At 70.8% G+C, this 19,658-nt stretch carries 10 protein-coding genes; all 10 read left to right on the top strand.

Annotation, left to right across the window (positions count from 1 at the left end):
• Positions 1–5 precede the first annotated feature (5 nt).
• The 10 genes from AB0J66_RS30605 to AB0J66_RS30560 all read left to right on the top strand — a co-directional run bounded on the left by AB0J66_RS30605 (position 6) and on the right by AB0J66_RS30560 (position 19,614).
• On the top strand, positions 6–815 hold the full coding sequence (locus tag AB0J66_RS30605) for a class I SAM-dependent methyltransferase (RefSeq protein ID WP_364667879.1): 810 nt from the start codon (positions 6–8) through the stop codon (positions 813–815).
• A gap of 267 nt (positions 816–1,082) precedes the next feature.
• Entirely contained in the window at positions 1,083–2,405 is a 1,323-nt protein-coding gene (locus AB0J66_RS30600) for an FAD-binding oxidoreductase (protein ID WP_364667876.1), read from the top strand.
• A complete protein-coding gene (locus AB0J66_RS30595) occupies positions 2,402–3,457 on the top strand; it encodes an amino acid--tRNA ligase-related protein (protein ID WP_364667874.1) in 1,056 nt (351 codons plus the stop codon). The genes AB0J66_RS30600 and AB0J66_RS30595 overlap by 4 nt, the downstream gene beginning before the upstream one ends.
• Positions 3,458–3,473: 16 nt before the next feature.
• Positions 3,474–5,246 carry a non-ribosomal peptide synthetase gene (locus tag AB0J66_RS30590; RefSeq protein ID WP_364667871.1) on the top strand — a complete coding sequence of 591 codons (1,773 nt, stop codon included), beginning with the start codon at positions 3,474–3,476 and terminating at the stop codon, positions 5,244–5,246.
• Complete coding sequence (locus AB0J66_RS30585) at positions 5,243–8,503, top strand: amino acid adenylation domain-containing protein (protein WP_364667868.1); 3,261 nt, start codon at positions 5,243–5,245, stop codon at positions 8,501–8,503. The genes AB0J66_RS30590 and AB0J66_RS30585 overlap by 4 nt, the downstream gene beginning before the upstream one ends.
• Positions 8,500–9,798, top strand: a complete 1,299-nt coding sequence (locus AB0J66_RS30580; protein ID WP_364667865.1) for a condensation domain-containing protein — start codon at positions 8,500–8,502, stop codon at positions 9,796–9,798. The genes AB0J66_RS30585 and AB0J66_RS30580 overlap by 4 nt, the downstream gene beginning before the upstream one ends.
• Before the next feature lie 49 nt (positions 9,799–9,847).
• Positions 9,848–11,656 (top strand): non-ribosomal peptide synthetase, encoded by a 1,809-nt coding sequence (locus AB0J66_RS30575; protein ID WP_364667863.1) that lies wholly within the window; start codon positions 9,848–9,850, stop codon positions 11,654–11,656.
• Positions 11,649–18,674, top strand: a complete 7,026-nt coding sequence (locus tag AB0J66_RS30570; protein ID WP_364667860.1) for an amino acid adenylation domain-containing protein — start codon at positions 11,649–11,651, stop codon at positions 18,672–18,674. Before AB0J66_RS30575 ends, AB0J66_RS30570 begins: the two co-directional genes overlap by 8 nt.
• Entirely contained in the window at positions 18,671–19,399 is a 729-nt protein-coding gene (locus tag AB0J66_RS30565; protein WP_364667858.1) for an amino acid racemase, read from the top strand. Before AB0J66_RS30570 ends, AB0J66_RS30565 begins: the two co-directional genes overlap by 4 nt.
• A complete protein-coding gene (locus AB0J66_RS30560) occupies positions 19,396–19,614 on the top strand; it encodes an MbtH family NRPS accessory protein (protein WP_364667855.1) in 219 nt (72 codons plus the stop codon). The genes AB0J66_RS30565 and AB0J66_RS30560 overlap by 4 nt, the downstream gene beginning before the upstream one ends.
• The last annotated feature ends 44 nt before the right edge of the window (positions 19,615–19,658 follow it).

Genomic DNA, 19,658 nt, shown 5'->3' with positions numbered 1-19,658 from the left:
CGTCTGTGTTCAGGCACCGTTCGGCCGAGCTGGCCGTCACCGTCGAACCGGCCGACGCATTCATCCGCACCCCGCGCCCGGCGCAGAGGGAATGGTGGCTGCAGCGGGCCGGCGAGGAGCTGGTCGACGACCTCACGCACCTCGACCGGCTCGCCGCGGACATGGTCACCGGATCCGATCGTCCGGCCATCGCCGGTGGATGGCGGGACAGCGACGCCCACTATGCGGCCGATGAGCTGATCATCGAGGGCCAGCAGGTCATGCAGGACTGGGAGGCGCCGCTGATGCGCGCCATGGCCACGCAGGTCGCAGCCGGTGGTGGCGACATCCTGGAAATCGGTTTCGGAATGGGCATCTCCGCCACCTATATGCAGGACATCGGCATTCGCTCATACACTGTTCTGGAAGCCAACGAGGACGTTGCGCAGGCATTCGCCAACTGGCAGAAAACGGTTCCTGAGGCGGATACCAGGTTGATCCTCGGGCCGTGGCAGGAGACGCTGCCGACACTCGGTCTCTACGACGGGATATTCTTCGACACCTACCCGGCCGACGAGACCGAATACATGCAGTACGTCGTCGAGGACGTCACCTTCGCCGCCCATTTCTTTGCGCACGCGGCGGCTCATCTGCGGCCCGGCGGGGTGTTCAGCTACTACAGCAACGAGATTGATTCGTTGAGCCGCCGGCATCAGCGACGGCTTCTCGAACACTTCAGCGGCTTCTCGGTCGAGGTCGTCCGCGGTTTGGTGCCACCCGACGACTGTACTTACTGGTGGAGCAATTCGATGGCGGTCGTGCGGGCGGTCAAATAACAAATCTTGATCAACCACCGTCACTGTATGTGAAAAAAGGCGCGCTGACCAGCGTCTATGCGGTGCCGGGAGATCTTGGGCCTCGACAGGTGCTGCTGATCATGGTCAAATAGCAACGGATTCGGGCTTGCAGGGCGTCGGAGATGCCTCCAGCTGCGACAAGACTGATCTGACTGATCCGGGGGGTCGGCAATCATTCGTATCGAATCACTCCTGGGCGACCGTGCCATTACGCCGGTCGCCCCGTCCTACGACAAGCACCGGTCCGTGTGGAATGCGGTGCACGATCGGCGGCCGGCACTGATTGCCCGGTGCGTGAATGCCGCTGAAGTCTCGGCGGTGCTGCGGTACGCGCGGTCCGCCGGCCTCTCAGTCACCGTGCGCGGGGGCGGCCACAATGTCGCCGGCAAGGCTGTCTCGGACGACACGGTCATGATCGATCTGTCGCTGATGTCCGGCGTCTCGGTCGATCCGCGGGCCCGGCTGGCAACGGCGCAGGGCGGGTGCCTGCTCCGGGATCTCGACGCCGCCACCATCCCGCACGGGCTCGCGTGTCCGGCCGGCGTGGTCTCGCACACGGGGCTGGGCGGGCTCGCGTTGGGTGGTGGATACGGCTGGCTCGCCCGCCGATGGGGCCTGACCTGTGACCACATCGTCGCGGCCGAGGTCGTCCTGCCGGACGGGTCGATCGTCGAGGCCACCGACAGCGAGCAGGGCGAGCTCCTGTGGGCGTTGCGCGGTGGCGGTGGCAACTTCGGCGTTGTCACCCGGTTCACCCTTCGCCTGCGCCCGGTCGGCCCGGTCGTCCACCGGACCGGGATCTATCCGCTGGACGACGCGGCGGATGCGCTGGCCGCCTATCGCGACTTCGCGGAACACCAGTCGGCGGATCTGCACGCGGTCGGGGCGTTCAAGATCGCTTCCAATCAGGATTGGATCCCGGCCAAGCTGAACGGCCGGCCTGTCCTGCAGCTCACCGCGGCCTGGCTCGGCGACCCCCACGACGGAGACGGCGCCATCCGGCCGCTGTTCGACAAGGCCGCTCCGGCCGGAAGGCTGGAGCGTGAGATGTCCTTCGCCGAGCTCCAGGCCCTCGGCGATCACAGCGAGCCGGCCGGGCACCGCTACTTCACCAAGACCTGCTATCTCAGTGAGCTCGGCCCGGCGGTGGCCGAGGCGATGATCGCCAACGCCGAGGACATCCGATCGCCGCTGTCCTGCGTCGACTTCGAATACCTCCGCGGGGCCATCACCGACGTCCCGGAAGAGGAGTCCGCCTTCCCGGGACGGGCGGCGCCGTACATGTACACCGCCTCCGCGCACTGGCTGGATCCGGACCAGGACGACGAGGAAGCGGCCTGGTCCCGGCGCAGCATCGCGCGGCTCGCGGATCGGCATTACGGCGGTTCCTACGTCAACTACGTACAGGACCAGCCGACGCTCGGATCGGTCGACATCTACGGTGCCGACCGGTACCGGCGGCTCGCGGCGGTCAAACGGCGCTACGACCCGGACAACCTGATGCGGCACAACCAGAACATCGCTCCCGACCCGGGGGCTCGCATGACGATCGAGGAGGATGGCCGGTGACGTCGTTCGACACCACGCGTGTCTCCATCAACCCGGTGGGCCGGCGTGACAGCAACAACCCCCGGACGGTCATCGACGACCTGCGCTCCGGCTGGTACGGGCTGATCGCCGAGCTCAATGACGTGGTGCACAGCGAAACCGTCCGCTATGCCGCAGGGCAGGGCCTCAAGCATCTCTTCCTCCCGATCACGACGCGTACGGTGACCTGCCCGACCGCGCTGGGCAGCGACGCGGAGCCGGTGCCGGTGACGGTGACCGGGGTGCACACCTATCTCGCCGACTCCATGCAGTTCGCGCTCGAGTACGGGTGCCGTGTCGCCCCGGGCGGCTGCTACACGATCATGCCGTCGTTCCGGGCGGAGCAGGCCGACGAGACCCATCTCGGCCAGTACACGCACAGCGAGGCCGAGATCCCCGGTGACCTGAACGCGGTGATCGCCTATGTGACCGGCTACGTCAAGGCGCTGTCCGGCGCCATTCTGGAGAACCTCGGTGAGCGGCTGGAGGCGGCTCGCGGAGACGTCTCCCATCTGGTGCGGATGGCGGGCAGCGGTGCATTCGAGCAGATGACGTTCGAGGAGGCGGCCGCGCGCGTCGCCGACGTGCCGGGCACGGTCCGCGACGAAGGTACCTGGCGCGTGCTCACCCGCAAGGGCGAGCAGTTGCTGCTGGACCGGGTCAGCGAATTCCTGTGGGTGCACCATTACGACAGCCTGGCGGTGCCGTTCTACCAGGCCGCCGGCGATGACCGGTTCCGGACGGCCCGAGCCGCCGATCTGTTCTTCGGCATGGGCGAGGTGGTCGGCGCCGGCGAGCGGCACTCCGACGCCGAGCCACTGCGCAGATCCATGACGTTGCACGGCGTCGACGAGCGCGAGTACGCGTGGTACGTCCACATGAAGCAGGAGCTCCCGATGGTGACCTCCGGCTTCGGAATGGGCGTCGACCGGTTCCTGATGTGGGTCCTGGGCCACGGCGACATCCGGGACCTGCCGTTGATCTCCCGTATCGACGAGCCCGAGGACTGGCCCGTCGCGGTCGTCCGGCCGTAGCGCCAGGGAGGCGAGAATGACCGCGAGCACGCTCTCCCCGCAGTCGGCCCGGCACGATTCGGTGCTCCGCCGATTCCTTCACCAGGCCGGCCGTGTTCCCGACGATCCCGCGATCCGCTGCGGCGCCAACGTCACGACCTACCGGCAGCTGGCGGCGTGGGCCGAGTCGATCTCGGCCACCCTGACCGACCACGGTGTCCGCCCGGGAGACCAGGTGCCCCTGCTGGCCCCGGCGACCGCGGACACGCCGGCGGCGATTCTGGGCTGCTGGCTGGCCGGTGCGGCGTTCGTGCCGCTGGACCCCGAGTGGCCGCGGGGCCGGATCGAGACGATCCTGCGGCACCTGGAGGCCGAGCTGGTGCTGGTTCCCCGAACCCTCGAGGAGTTCACCTGCTCGGTCGATGCCGTCGCCGTTCCGCCATGCCCGCCCCCGACCGCCACAGCACAACCCAGCCCGGCCGCCGAGTCGGACGTGGCCTACGTGATGTTCACGTCGGGCACCTCGGGCGAGCCCCGGGGCGTGGTCATCGGACACACCCAGCTGGCCCACTACGCGGCGGCCAGCCGCTCCGAACTGGATTTGCGGGACCGCGCGAGCTTCGCCGCCGTCTCGACGATGGCGGCTGATCTGGCCTATACGGCGGTCTTCCTGCCGCTGACGAGCGGCGGATGCGTGCGGTTGGTCGACGCGGACCGGGCCGCCGACCCGCGGCTGCTGGCCGCCGAGTTCACCGACCGGCCGGTGGAGGCGCTCAAAATAACGCCGTCGCGACTGGCGGCACTGATCGCCGAGCCGGCCGCCGGCTGGCTGCCGACCGAGGTGCTGGTGGTGGGTGGTGAGTCGCTTCCTCCGAGCCTGGCCGAGCGCGTGGCCGGGCTGAACCCCGGACTGCGCGTCTACAACGAGTACGGCCCCACCGAGACCACGATCGGCGCGTCGTGCGCGCTGGTGCGACTTCCCGTCGATCCGCGCTGCGCCTCGATCCCGGTCGGCACGTCGCTGGGTGACTCCGCGCTGACCGTGGTCGACGAGTCCGGGCACCCGGTCCCGCCCTGGGTCCCGGGCGAGGTGGTCGTCTCGGGCCCCGGGATCGGGATCGGCTATCTCGACGAGGTGCGGGCCGGGCGGGCCGGCTTCGGTGAGCGCGGAGCACCGCCGTACCGGACCGGTGATGTCGGGCGCCTGGTGCCCGGGGCCGGCGTCGAGGTGCTGGGCCGGCTGGACGACCAGGTCAAGGTGGGCGACCACCGGATCGGGTTGCTGGAGATCGAGACGCTGCTGCGGCGTCAGCGCAGTGTCGAGGCCGCCGCCGTCGTCGCCCGGCGGGACGACACCGGGCTGGTCACCCACCTGGACGCCTACGTCGTCCGCCGCGACGGGTTCGGCGACGTGCAGGCCGAGGCGCTGCAGAAGTCGCTCGGCCGGCTGCTTCCCCCGTCGGCCGTACCGGCGGCCGTACAATTCCTCGATGCCCTGCCGCTGACCGGTAACGGCAAGGTCGACCGGGACGCGCTGTCCCCGATCGAGGTGCGCCGGATCGGCTCGGCCGGTCCCGGCGACGCGTCCGTGCAGCGGATGGTGGCGGTCTGGGCCGATGTCCTCGGCCTTGCCGACATCTCGCCGGACGACGACTTCTACCTCCTCGGCGGCCACTCGTTGCACGCCATTCGGTTGATCTCTCGGGTCAAGGCAGCCTTCGGCATCGAGCTTTCGATGGCCTCGGTGCTGACCGCCCGTACGCCCGCGGCCATGGCCGGCCTGGTCGGCTCAGAAGGCGGTGCCCGATGACGGCCGCGAAGCGCCGGCCCGAGCTCCACCCGGTCGACCGGCCCGCGCGGATCCCGCTCTCCTTCGCCCAGCGACGGATGTGGTTCCTGCACCGCTACGGCGAATCGGGAGCTGCGTACAACCTGACCTATCTCTGGCGGCTGGAGGGCGAGGTCGACGACCAGGCGCTCGCCGGGGCGCTCCGGGATGTGATGGTCCGTCACGAGACGCTGCGCACGATCTTCCCGGAGGAGGCGGGCGAACCGGCGCAGATGGTGCTGGACCCGTCGGCCGTCACGACGCCGCTGACCGTACGCCGGGTCGCCGCCGACGAGATCGACGAGGTCGTCCGGGAGCTGGCCGACCTCGACTTCAGCCTGCGCAGCGAACCTCCGTTCCGCGCGGCGCTGCTGATCAGCGACCGCCGGGTGAGCCACCTGGCCCTGTTCGTCCATCACATCGCCTGCGACGGCTGGTCGGGCGGTCTGCTGGCGCGGGACCTGTCGACGGCCTACCGGGCCCGCGTCGCGGGCGTGGCTCCGTCCTGGGCCGCGCTCCCGGTCCAGTATGTCGACTACACGATCTGGCACCAGGCCCTGCTGGGCACCGACGAGCAGCCCAGCGAGCTGACCACCAAGCAGCTCGAATACTGGACCGAGACGCTGGCCGGGGCGCCGGAGCTGATCGCCCTGCCCCTGGACCGGCCGCGACCGCCGGTGGCCAGTTACCGGGGCCGCACCACCGAGCTGACCATCCCGCCCGGCCTGCACGCCGATCTGGTCGATCTGGCCGCCGAGCGGGGCTGCACGCTGTTCATGGTGCTGCACGCGGCGCTGGCGGCGGTCCTGTCGGCGTACGGCGCCGGCCGGGACGTCGTGCTCGGCACCGCGTTCGCCGGGCGTAGCGACCGCGCACTGGAATCGCTGGTCGGGTTCTTCGTCGACACGCTGGTGCTGCGCCTCGACCTGTCCGGCGACCCGACCTTCGGCGACCTGCTCGACCGGGCCCGCGACACCGATCTGGCCGCCTTCACGCACCAGGATGTGCCCTTCGAACGCATCGTGCAGGCGCTGAGACCGGAGCGGTCGAGCGCCTACCACCCGGTCTTCCAGGTCTTCTTCGCCTTCGACGACGGTGCCACCACCAACGAGCTGCGGCTGCCGGACGTCGTGAGCACCGCGCTTCCGGAGCCGCTGGACACCGCCAAGTTCGACCTCTCGGTCGACTTCTTCCAGCAGCTCGGCGTGGACGGCAGCGCCGCCGGCGTGCGAACCGTCTTCGAATACGCGACCGACCTGTTCGACCCGGCCACCGTGGGTCAGCTGGGCGCTCGGCTGCTGCGGTTGCTGACGCTCGTGTCGGCCGACCCGGACGTGCCGCTCAGCCGGCTCAGCCTGCTCACCGCGGCCGAACGGCGCCTGCAGCTGGAACAGTGGAACGGGCCGGTCACCGACGAGCCGCCCCTCGACCTGGTCGCGATGGTGCGGCAGATCGCCGAGCAGCGGCCGGAGGCGATCGCAGTCTCCGGCGCGGACGACCGCATCACTTACCGCGAGCTGGTCGGGATCGCCGCCCGGATCGCCGATGACTTGCGGGCCGCGGGCGCCCGGCCGGACACGCTGGTCGCGGTGCTCGCCCACCGGGCGCCCTGGTATGTCGCGGCGGTGCTCGGTGTGCTCGGCGCCAGCTGCGGATTCATGCCGGTCGACGTCAGCACGGGTGTCTCGCGAGCGGCGCAGATGTTGGAGGACGGGGAGGTGGGCCTGCTGCTCGCGGCCTCCGACGTGCTCGACCGGGCCGAGTCGATCGCCGCCTCCGCCGGGCTCCCGGTCCGGGTTGTGGCGCCGGGCTCCGGCCAGGCCGACGTCGCGGGATTCGCCGCTCAGCCGAGCCGGGACGAACTGGCCTACGCCGTGTTCACCTCCGGCTCGACCGGCCGCCCCAAGGGTGTTCTGGTGCCCCACCGGGGTCTGTCGAACCACCTGAACGCGATCATCGAGCTGTACAAACTGGATGAGCGCGACGTCCTGATGTTCAACGCGCCGCTGACCTTCGACGTCTCGATCTGGCAGTCGCTGACCATGCTGGCGGTCGGAGGCCGCGTCCACACGGTCGACAACGACGTCGCGCGCGATCCGGTCGCCATGGCCGAATGCTGTGCCGAGCAGAACATCACGATCGTGCAGATCGTCCCCTCCCTGCTGCGGGCCGTGCTCGAGTCCTGCGCGGAGACGCCGCGGCTGGTCGAGCGGCTGGCCGGGCTGCGGTGGATGCTCGCCCACGGTGAGGAGCTACCGCCCGACCTGATCAGCTGGTGGCATCGGCAGGTGCCCGGCGTGCCGCTGGCCAACGTGTACGGCCCGGCCGAATGCTCCGACGACGTGTCGATCGCCATGCTGGACACCGACGTGACCGACGCGTTCGGCCGAGCCTCGATCGGCCCGCCCCTGATCAACACCTTCGTGTACGTGCTGGACGACAAGCTGGCCCTGGTGCCGCCCGGTGTGACCGGCGAGCTCTACGTCGCCGGAGCCGGCCTGGCCCGCGGATATGCGAGCCGCCCGGCGCTGACCGCGGAACGGTTCATCCCCAACCCGTTCGGTCCGCCCGGGCAGCGGATGTATCAGACCGGCGACCTGGTCCGCTGGACCCCGAACGGGGAGCTCGAGTTCCTCGGCCGGGCCGACGGCCAGGTGAAGATCCGGGGGTTCCGGATCGAGCTCGGCGAGATCGAGCACCACCTACGGTCGGTGCCCGGGGTCGGCCAGGCGACGGTCGTCGTCCGCGAGGACCGGCCCGGTGATCGGCGGCTCGTCGCTTATTACACCGCCGACGACCGGGTGCCGGCCGCCGCGCTCCAGAAGGCGGCCGCGGAGTCGATGCCCGGCTACATGGTGCCTGCCGCGTTCGTGGAGCTGACCGAGATGCCGCTGACCGGCAACGGCAAGCTCGACGTACGGGCCCTTCCCGTCCCGGATCACCGCGCCGGCGGCCGGGGACCGTCGAGCCCGGAGGAGCACCAGCTGTGCGCCCTGTTCGGCGAGATCCTGGGCGTCGAAGGGGTCGGCGCCGACGACAGCTTCTTCGAGCTGGGCGGGCACTCGCTGATGGCAACCCGGCTGCTCAACCGCATCCGGACGGTGATGGGCGCGGAAGCCTCGGTCCGCGACATCTTCGACGCGCCGACCGTGGCCGGCCTCGCCGGCACGCTGGCCGGCCGCACCCGCTCCGCGCGGCCGGTTCTGCGGCGCCGGACCCGCGAGGGCGAGCTGTTGTGATTCCCCTGTCGTTCTCCCAGAGCGGCCTCTGGTTCCTCAACCAGTTGGATCCGTCCGACACCTCCTATCACGTCCCGCTGGTGTGGGACTTCTCCGGCGACGTGGATGATCGCGCTCTGCGGGGGGCGCTGCGCGACGTCGTCGTGCGGCACGAGAGCCTGCGCACCGTCTTCCCGGACACCGATGGCGTCCCGCAGCAGCGGGTCGTGTCTCCGGCTGAGCTCGGTCCTCTCCTCGTCGACGTGCCGGCCGGCGAGGAGGGGGCGTTCATCGCCCGGCCGTTCGATCTGGGCACGGACATCCCGCTTCGCGGAGCGTTGTTACGGACCGGTCCGAGCCGGGGCCGCCTCGTCCTGGTCGTCCACCACGCGGCCTTCGACGGCTGGTCCGAGCCGGTGTTCTGCCGGGATCTGAGCCGGGCCTACGCCGCCCGCGCGGCCGGCCGGGCTCCACAGTGGCCCGAGCTGCCGGTGCAGTACGCCGATTACGCGCTGTGGCAGCACGAACTCCTGGGTGACGAGCTCGACCCGGACAGCCTCATGGCTCGCCAACTGGGCTATTGGCGAGACCGCCTGGCGGGTCTGCCGCAGGAGTCCGGGCTCGCGTCCGAGCCCCGTACCGGACGATCGGGACCGGGCCGCACCCGCCACTTGCAGGTCGACGCGGAGACCCATCGGAGCGCGGTGAAACTGGCGCAGCAGACCGGCGCGACGCTGTTCATGGTCATCCACACCGCTCTCGCCGCCGCCGTCACCAGGCTCGGAAAGGCGACCGATCTGCCCCTGGGCACGGTGGTCTCCGGGCGGTCGGACGAAGCGCTCAACGACCTCGTCGGCTATTTCACCAACACGGTCGTGCTGCGGACCGACACCTCGGGAAGCCCGACGTTCACCGAGCTGCTCGGCCGGGTCCGCGAGGCCGACCTGAGCGCGTTCGCCCACCAGGACGCCCCGTTCGAGAAGGTGGTCGCCGCGGTGAACCCCGCGCGACGGCGGTTCGGCAGCCCGCTGATCCAGATCCTCTTCTCGGTCGCGGACCGCGCTGAGCCGGCGCTCGACCTGGGTCCGGTAGACCTCACATTCCAGAATTGGGCCGCCACGGCGGCGAAGTTCGACATCGAGGTTCTGCTGGAAGAGGAATTCACCGGCGCCGGCGAGCCCGGCGGGTTGACCGGCGCCGTCGAGTACCGCTCGGACCGCTTCGATGCCGCGCTGATCGATGCTCTCGTCGACGAGTTGGTCCGTTCGCTGATGGTGATCGCCGTCGACCCCGACCGCCGGATCGACGCCGATTAGCGGGCCGTCGCCAACCAAGGAGCTGAATGTGGTCTCGCGCTTTTCCAGCATGACCGAGTTTCCGCCGCGGACGGCCGGCGGCGACCTCGAGCAGGATCTCGACATCGCCCACACCCTGCACGAGCTGATCCAGGCGCAGGCCGACCGGACGCCGGACGCGGTCGCCGTCGAGTCGGGATCTCGGCGGATCCGGTACCGCGAGCTCGATGACGCGGCTCGCGCGTTCGCCCGGACCCTCGCCGACCGGGGAGTGGGCGCGCAGGCGCTGGTCGGCGTCTGGTGCGACCGTGGTCCGAACCTGCTCGTGGCGCTGCTCGGTGTGCTGCACGCGGGAGCGGCGTACATCCCCTTGGACCCCGACCTCCCGCCCGCCCGGGTACACACCCTGCTCACCGAGGCCGGTGCCGGTCACTGCGTCGTCGACGCCTCACCGTGCGGTCCGGTGGACGGCCTCGACGTCGAGGTGGTCACGGTGACCGGCGAGGCCGGCGAGCCGTTGAGCGTCCCGGTCGATCCCGACGATCTGGTATCCCTCTACTTCACCTCGGGCTCGACCGGGAAACCCAAGGGCGTGGCCATCCCGCACCGCGGCTGGGTGAACCGGATGCGCTGGATGCAGCAGCGGCATCCGCTGCGCCCGGGCGAGGGCGTCCTGCACAAGACGGTCCTCAGCTTCGACCCTTCGGCGGTCGAGCTCTTCTGGCCGCTGATCGTCGGCGGCCGGGTGGTGATGCTCGAGCCCGGCCTGCACCGGGACCCGCAGGCCATCGCACGGGCGGCGGCGGCCCACGAGGTGGCGGTGCTCCATTTCGTGCCGAGCATGCTCGGCCTGTTCCTCGAGGAGGTGGCCGGGAGTCCGCCGCCATCGCTGCGGACCGTGGTGTCCAGCGGTGAGGCGTTGCGTCCCGAGCTCGTCGGCCGGTTCCACGAGGTGTTCGCCGGTACGCCGTGCCGGCTGCACAACCAGTGGGGCCCGACCGAGGCGTCGATCGATGCCACCATCCACACGTGTTCACCCGCCGACGCCGCCCTACCGATGATCCCCATCGGCCGGGCGCTGACGAATTACCGGGTGCACGTGCTGGACGATGACGGCCGGCCTGCTCCCCCGAATGTCGAAGGCGAGCTGTACGTCGGTGGCGTCGGGCTGGCCCGCTGCTACTGGAACGATCCGGCGAAGACCGCGGCGGCGTTTCTGCCCGATCCGGCCGTGCCGGGGGCGCGGCTGTACCGCACCGGGGACCGGGCGGTGTGCGGGCCGGACGGTGCGATCACCTTCCGGGGGCGCCGGGACCACCAGGTGAAGATCCGTGGGATCCGGGTCGAACTCGGCGAGATCGAGCGGACCCTGGCCCGCCACCCCGCCGTCGCCGAGGCGGTGGTGACGGTTTCCGAGGCGCAACCGGGGGACAAACAGCTGCTCGCGTACGTCGTCGGCCGTAACGGCGTGGTCGACCGCGACACCGTCCGCCAGTTCCTGAGCGAGCGGCTTCCGGCGTACATGGTCCCGGCCGATCTGATCTCGATCAGCGAGTTGCCCCTGACGGCCAGCGGCAAGGTGGACCGCAATCGTCTGCCGGCTCCCTCGAACGAGCCGGCCGAAGGCCGTCCTCCGCGTACTGAGTCCGAGCTGCTGGTCGCCGAGGTGTGGGGCCGCTTCCTGCCGGCCACCGACGCCGAAGCCGACTTCTTCGACCTGGGCGGGCACTCGCTGCTCGCCACCCGGGTCATCAGCGGATTACGGCGGGCCCTGGAGGTCGACCTGCCGGTGGTGCTGCTCTTCGACAATCCGACGATCGCGGAGCTGGCGCTGGCCATCGAGCACGAACTGCTGGGTGAGGAGACCGCCGATGAGTGAACTTCAGGACCGCCTGAAGGCCGCTCGGGCCCGCGTGGCCGGCAACGCGGAACCGGCCGCCGGGGCGATGCCCGGTCAGGGCGATCCGGCCCGGCATGTGTCGGCCGAACAGAAGTGGCTCTGGCTGGTGGACCGGATCCTCGGCGACTCGGCGGCCTACAACGTGGCGGAGGCAGTCCAGCTCGTCGGCGATCTGGACCTTCCCAGCCTGCGCACCGCGGTCGCCGCCGTGGTGACCCGGCATCCGGTGCTGCGGACCGGATTCACGGATCGGGACGGCGCGCCGGTGCCGGTCGTCCACCGGCCCGACGCCGTACAGGTCCGGGTGGGCGACACGTCGGAGGAGACCGATCCGGTCGCTCTCGCCGCCGCGGCGGCCGCCGAACCGCTGCTTCTTGCGACCCAGCCGCCGATGCGCGTCCACGTCTACGAGATGGCCGACCGGCGGTGGCTGGTCGTGCTGGTCGTACACCACATCGTGGTCGACGCACCGTCGATGTCGTTGCTGTGGAACGAGATCGCCGAGGGGTACGGCCGGGTGCGGGCCGGCGAGCCGCCGGTGCTGGAGCGACCGCGGCTGACCTACGCCGACGTCGCTGCCGCCGCTACGGCGCCGTCGAGCGCGGATCTCGACTACTGGACACGCACGCTGGCCGGAGCGCCGGAGCTGGAGCTGCCGCTGGACCGGCCCCGGCGTGCGGCGGGCGGCCGCCCGGGTGCGCAGACGTCTTTCACCGTGCCCGCGGCCCTGGCCGCGCGCGTCCGGCGCCTTGCCCACGACTGCGGCGCGACCGAGTTCATGGTCTACACGGCGGGCTTCAGCGCGCTTCTCGGAATGCTCAGCGGGCAACCCGACGTGGTCGTCGGGACGCCGGTGCTCGGCCGGTCCGACACCGAGTTGCAGGACGTGATCGGCCCGCTCCTCAACATGGTGGCGTTACGGATCGACGTGGCCGACGAGCCCGACTTCGTCGAAGTGATCCGGCGGACCCGGCACGCCGCGCTGGCCGGGTTCTCCCGGCATCGGGTGCCGTTCGCCGAGGTCATCGAACGGCTCGGCCGGTCCTCGGTGCGCAACCGGAACCCGCTGTTCGAAACGATCATCACTATGCAGCAGGGCGAACCACCGCTACCGCGGTGGCCGGGCCTGACCGCGTCCTGGGTCGAATTCCCAGTGGAGTACGCCAAGTTCGACTTCGAGCTGTTTCTGACCAACGGGCTGTCGGACGGCGGGGCCCGGGGCGACGTCGTCTACGCCGCCGACGTGTTCGACGCGGTCACCGTCGACAAGATGGTCACGCTGTACATCCGGCTCCTCGAGGTCGCCACCCGTCGCCCGCATGATCCCGTCATCGGGTTGATGCTGGTGAGCGCCGAGGACCCGCCGGTGATCGCCGGGCGCGACCTGGCCGACGCCCCGATGCTGGTGCACCGCATCATCGAACAGGCGCGGCTCCGCCCCGGTGCGCCGGCGGTCGGCAACCGGACCCAGGTGCTGACCTACGCCGAGCTGATGGCCCTCGCCGCTGGGGTGGCCGCGCAGCTCCGCGCGGCCGGGGTGCGCCCCGACGACACCGTCGGGGTCTGTCTCGAGCGGACGCCCGTCATGGTGGCCGCGCTGCTCGGCGTCTGGCTGGCCGGAGCGGGCTATCTCCCGCTGGACCCCTCGTACGGTGCGAAGCGCGTCGACTACATGCTCCGCAACAGCGGCACCTCGGTCGTCCTGACCGACGGCGCCACCGAGCAACTGCTGGACTGGGCCGCGGCCGGGGCCCGGTCGCTGACCGTCTCCGAGACCCGCACGGCCGTCGTCGAGCCCGCACCGGTGGATCCCGAGAACCTGGCCTACGTGATCTACACTTCCGGATCCACCGGCCGTCCCAAGGGCGTGATGCTCCGGCACGGCGGTCTGGCGAACATCGCAGCGGACTGGATCGAGATGGTGGGGCTCGAGCCGGCGGACACGGTGGCCGCGACCATCACGATCTCGTTCGACGGGGCGGTGCTGGAGCTCATGGCACCGCTCGCGGCCGGAGCCCGGGTGGAGGTGATCGACCGGGACACCGTCGTCGACGGCCGGCGCCTCGCCGAGGTCATCAGCGACGCCGGGGTGACGGTGATGAAGTCGTCCCCGGCCGGGTGGTCGTTGCTGATCGCCTCGGGCTGGAAGGGCGGCCCGATCCGGGCGTTCTCCGGCGGTGAGGCCCTCTCCGCCGAGCTGGCCCGCAACATCACCGCGCGCACCGAGCGCCTGTGGAACTCCTACGGCCCGACCGAGACGACCATCAATTCCACTCAGCAGCTGGTGCCGGAGGCCACGACGGTCCCGCCGGCGTTGGGTGAGCCGGTGGCCAACACGACGCTGGTGGTGCTCGACGGGCAGGGCAGGCCGGTGGCCCCGGGCGCTCCGGGCGAGCTCTACATCGGCGGCAGCGGGCTGGCCCGCGGCTACATCGGCGATCCGGCCGCCACCGCAGCCCGGTTCGTCCCCGACCCGGCGAGGCCGGGTGCGCGTATGTACCGCACCGGAGACCTGGTGCGCCGCCGCTTCGACGGGTCCCTCGAGTACCTGGGCCGAGCGGACAACCAGTTGAAGATCCGTGGCTTCCGGATCGAACCGGAGGAGGTCGAGGCCCGGCTGCGCGAACACCCGGCCGTCGCCGACGCCGCGGTCGGCCCGGTCGGTCGGGGCGTCGAGCGGACGCTGGCCGCCTACGTCGTGTGGAACGATCCGGCCCCGCCGAGCTGGCCGCAGGTGCGGCAGGATCTCGCCGACGTGCTGCCGGACTACATGATTCCCACGGTCCTGGTCACGATGGAGCGGCTTCCGGCGACCCCGAACCGCAAGCTCGACCGGGCGGCGCTGCCCATGCCGGTGCCGGCCGTCGGCCGCGGTTCCGTGCGCCCGGAGACCCCGCTGCAGCGCCGGCTGGCGGCGATCTGGGCGGCCGTGCTCAAGCTTGACGGCATCGGCCTGGACGACGACTTCTTCGCCCTGGGCGGCCACTCCCTGCTGGCCGCGCGGCTCGTGGCCGCGGTACGGGAGCAGCTCGGCGTCGACATTCCGATGCGGCAGCTGTTCGCCCATCCGACGGTCGGTGCGCTGTGCGACTTCATCGGTGACCTCACCGAGGCGACCGAACCCGCGCCGGCCGGACCGGCCGATGAGAGCGCGGCCCCGCTGTCCTCGACCCAGCAGCGCTTCTGGTTCCTCGAGCAGTTGCGGACCGCCCGCACCGACTTCCACGTCAACGCGACGGTCATCCTGCGCGGCGCGGTCGATCCCGGGCTGGTACACGACGCACTGCTGTCGGTCGTGGCGCGGCACGACATACTCCGCACCAGTTACGGTGACGGCTCCGTGCAGGTGGTCGGCCCGGTCCGCCCGCTGTGGGACGAAGTCGTCGAGTTGGGCCACCGCACTCCGGTCGCCTTCGCCGACGAGTGCGCGGCCGAGCCGTTCGATCTGGCCGAGGGACCGCTGGTCCGCGCCGCGTTGGGCCGTTCCGGCGCCGACTACGTGCTGGCCTTCGTGATCCACCACAGCCTGGTGGACGGCTCCTCGATGGCCATCCTGTGGCGGGAGTTCAGCGCGGCCTATCGGGCGCTGGCCGCCGGCGACCGGCCGGCCGGGCGTTCGCCGGTCCAGTTCGCCGGCTACGCCCGCTGGGAACGCTCACATCCGGACGACGGACCCGACTCGGCCTACTGGCGGCAGCGTCTGGCGGGGGCCTCGGCCACCGAGATTCTCCCCGACCACCCGCGACCGGCGGTGTTCGTCGAGGACGGTGCCGAGCACCGGTTCGAGCTGGATGTCGCCACCTCCCAGGCCGTCGACGAGCTGGCCCGAGAGAGCGGAACGACGACGTTCGGCGTCCTGTTGGGAGCGTTCGCCATCACCGTCGGTCTGCTCTCGGGCACCACCGACGTCGTGCTGGGCACGCCGATCGCCGGCGCTGGGCGCAGCCGGCCCGAGTTCGCCGAGCTGGTCGGCCCGCTGCTGAACAGCATCGTGATGCGGATCGACGTCGGTTCCCGGCAACGGTTCACCGAACTGCTGGCCACCCTGCACCTGGACATCGCGGACGCCCACGACCATCAGCAGCTGCCCTTCGAGCGGCTGGTGGAACAGCTTGATCCGCACCGCGACCTGGCTCGGCACCCGCTCTTCAACATTCAGTTCACCCTCGATGTCGGCAGCGCCGGCGCGATCGATCTCCCCGGTGTGACCGCCGAGGAACTGGACACCAGCCGGGTCAGCGTCAAGTTCGACCTGAGCATGACGCTGTCGCGCCAGTCCGGCCGCTTCACCGGATCCCTCCTTTACGCCACCCGCCTGTACGACCCGGAGTCGGCGGCCGTCCTGGCGTCGGTTTTCCGCCGGGTGCTGTCCACGGTCGTCTCCACGCCGGACGCGGCGCTCGGCGCCCTGCCACTGGCCGGAGCAGATGCGGTCGTACTGCCCCTCCCGGCGCAACCGGAGGCGGACACCACGCTGACCGAGCTGGTCGGCCGCGGTATCCGACCGGCCGCGCCGACCCTGACCGCCGATGGCGTGACCCTGACCGGCGAGCAGCTGTGGACACGGGCGGAGGATCTCGCCGCTCGGCTGCACGAGGCCGGCGCGGGTCGCGGCGTCCACGTCGGGGTGCTGCTACCCCGATCGGCGGCTCTCGTGGTTGCCATGCTGGCCGTGCTGCGCAGCGGGGCCACACTGCTCACCCTCGACCCCCTCCAGCCGCCCGCCCGGCTGCAGCGCCTCATCACCGGCCTCCCACTGGTGATCACCGATCGGCGGGCCGGCGATCCGGCCTTGCCCGGCGACGTACGGATCATCGACCCCGACGGCGTTCCCTCGTCCCCGCTGACCATCGACGGACCCGTGCCGGACGACATCGCGTACGTCACCCACACCTCGGGTTCCACCGGGACGCCGAAAGCCGTGACCACCACGCACGGCGCCGCGGCCGGTTATCTGCGGCACGTGATCAGGGAATACCGGCTCGGCCACCAGGACGTGGTGCTGCAGTTGGCGGCGCTGTCCTTCGACGCCGCCGTGCGCGAGATCCTGGGCACGCTCGCCGCCGGTGGGCGTCTCGTGCTGCTGTCCGACGAGCAGGCTCGCGACCAGCGGGCCATCGCGTCGGCACTGTCGGACAACCACATCACCGCGTTGCTGGCCGTGGTGCCGTCGATGCTGGGTGCGCTGGTGACCGAGGCCGCGCGGGAGACCCGCCGGCCCGGACTCCGGCTGATCCTCAGCAGCGGCGAGGAGTTACCGGTGGCGGTGGCCGCGGCGGTGGCCGCCCTGGGCGACCACGTCGAGGTCGTGAACCAGTACGGCCCGACCGAATGCACCATGACCACTACCTTCCACCGGTTCAGCGCAGCCGACCTCGAGGCCGGGTACATCCCGGCCGGCCGGCCGTTGCCCGATGCCTGGATCTACGTCCTGGATTCCCGGGGACGGTTGCTGCCGCGCGGTGCGGTCGGTGAACTGGCGATCGGCGGGCCCCGCGTCTCGGCCGGCTATCGGGGCGACCCCGCACTCACCGCGAGCCGCTTCATGCCGGACGAGTTCCACCCCGGGCAGCGGGTTTACCGCACCGGAGACCTCGGGCGCATCGGTCCCACCGGCGAGGTGCGATACCTCGGCCGGCTGGACCACCAGGTCAAGATCCGCGGAATCCGGATCGAGCCGGGGGAGATCGAGTCGGCGTTGCTCGCGGTGCCCGGCGTCCGGGCCGCCGCCGTGGTGGTGGCCGGCGACAAAGAACTGGTGGCCCACGTGGTGGCCGACCCGTTCGACGCCGCCGCGCTGCGTGCCGCGGTGGTCGAGACCCTGCCGCAGGCCTATCACCCGGCTCGCTTCCTGGCGGCCGACGAGCTGCCGCGAACGGTGCACGGCAAAGTCGACCGGGCCGAGCTGGCCCGGCGGACGCCGCCACCGGCCGACACCGGGGCGGAGGTGCTCGAGCCGCGGGACAGCACCGAGCTGCGCATGGTGACCGTGTGGGAACGGGTTCTCGGACACGGTCCGATCGGCGTACGGCAGGACTTCTTCGAGCTCGGTGGTCACTCACTGAAGGCCGTAGAGCTAATCGGCGCGCTCACCACCGAGCTGGGCATCGACCTGCCGTTGAACGCGGTCTTCCAGCACCGGACCATCGAGGCGATGGCTGCGCACGCCGGACGGCCCCACAACCGGTTGGTCGTGCCGCTGACCGCACCCGGCCCGGGCGGCCCTCCGCTGTTCCTGATTCATCCGCAATCCGGTGACGTCTGCGGCTATTTCGCGCTCGCCCGCGAGTGGGGACAGTGGCGGCCGGTCTACGGGATCGAGGCCGTCGGCTACAACACCGATGACGCCCCGTTGACCGACATCACGGCCATGGCCCAGCGGTACCTGGCCGAGGTACGGGAGGTGGCGCCACGGGGACCGTACCTGCTGGCCGGTTGGTCTTTCGGCGGCAACGTGGCCCTGGAGATGACCCGACAGCTGGAGGAGGCCGGCGAACAGGTCGCGTTCCTGGGCGTGCTGGATGCTCGCGCCTTCGGCGTCGACTCCACGGAGGACCGGTTCGCGGACGTGCCGGATCTGGCGAGATTCTCGCTGTCCCACGCCGCCGAGATCGCGGACGACGCCGATGTCGAGACGGTTCTCGACCGGCTGACCCGGTATCTCGTCGACCGGGGACATCTGCCGGCCGGCGCCCGGACACCGACGGTGCGGCGGATGTACGACGTGTTCACCGCCAACGGTCACGCGGCCGATCGCTTCCGGCCGGCCGAGGTCGCCGCCGACATCTGGCTGTTCAAGGCGACCGAGCAGCACCCCACGCTCTCCCGCCCGGTAGTCAGACCGGAGAGCTGGCAGAAGCTGACCCGGGGCGAGACCCACGTGAGCCTCCTGCCCGGCAACCACCACAGTCTGTTCAGCGAGGCGAACGTGGGCACGGTGGCTGCTCGGCTGCGCGACGCCGTGGACACCGTTCTCGCCACCGGAGGCGACGCATGAACCGGCTCGGCATCGTCGGCGGTGTCGGGCCGTACGCGGCGGCGCACTTCTACCGGCGGGTCCTCGACCTGTGCCCAGCGGTGACCGACGAGAAGTACACCGCCGTCATCCTGGTCGCTGAGCAGATCCCCAGCCGGATCGACCACCAGCTGGCCGGTGGCCCGGACCCGCTGCCCGCTCTGCGGGAGGCCGTCCGCCGGCTCGACGCGGCCGGAGCGGATTTGATCGCCATCCCCTCGGCCACCACGCACATCTACCGAGCCGACCTTCTCCGGGAGTCCCGGGCTCCGATCGTGGATCTGCTCCGGGAGGCCACCGCACATCTGGAGCGCGCAGGCCTCGCCCGGCCGCTGATGCTGGCCACCGAGGCGACCGCCACGCTGCGGACCTTCGATCCGCACTTCGCCCCGGACATCCGCGCGGTGTACCCCGAGGCGGACGGGCAACGGCAGATCACCGACTTCATCTACCGGGTCAAGCGCGGAGAACCGGCCGATCCGGCCCGGGCCGGGTTCACCCGGTGCGTACAGGCGCTGCTGAGCGCTCATCCGGACGCGGATTGCGTGGTGCTCGGCTGCACCGAGCTGTCGGTGATCGCCCCGGCAGCCGACGTCGGCGTCCCGGTCGTGGATCTCACCGACGTGCTGGCCCACGCCGCCCTGAACTTTCTGGCCGGCGCGGAGGTTCCGCGTACCGGCAAAGATGAACTGGAGGTCCGGCTGTGACAAATATCGATGTCGACGACCAGTGGCTGGTCGTGATCAACGACGAGGAGCAGTACTCCATCTGGGCCGCCGATCGGCCGGTCCCGGCCGGCTGGCGGGCGGTGGGTGAGCCGGACGAGCGCGAGAACTGCCTCAAGCGCATCGAGGAGCTCTGGACCGACATGCGCCCCAAGAGCTTGCGAGACCGAACTGCCGCCGCGGCGGACGGACGATGAGGACGCCGTGACCGATCGGCAAGACGAGCGGGAGTTCGCCGTCG

This window comes from Actinoplanes sp. NPDC049598, from assembly GCF_040675435.1.
Classification (GTDB): Bacteria; Actinomycetota; Actinomycetes; order Mycobacteriales; family Micromonosporaceae; genus Actinoplanes.
This window is presented reverse-complemented; position numbering and strand designations above follow the sequence as displayed.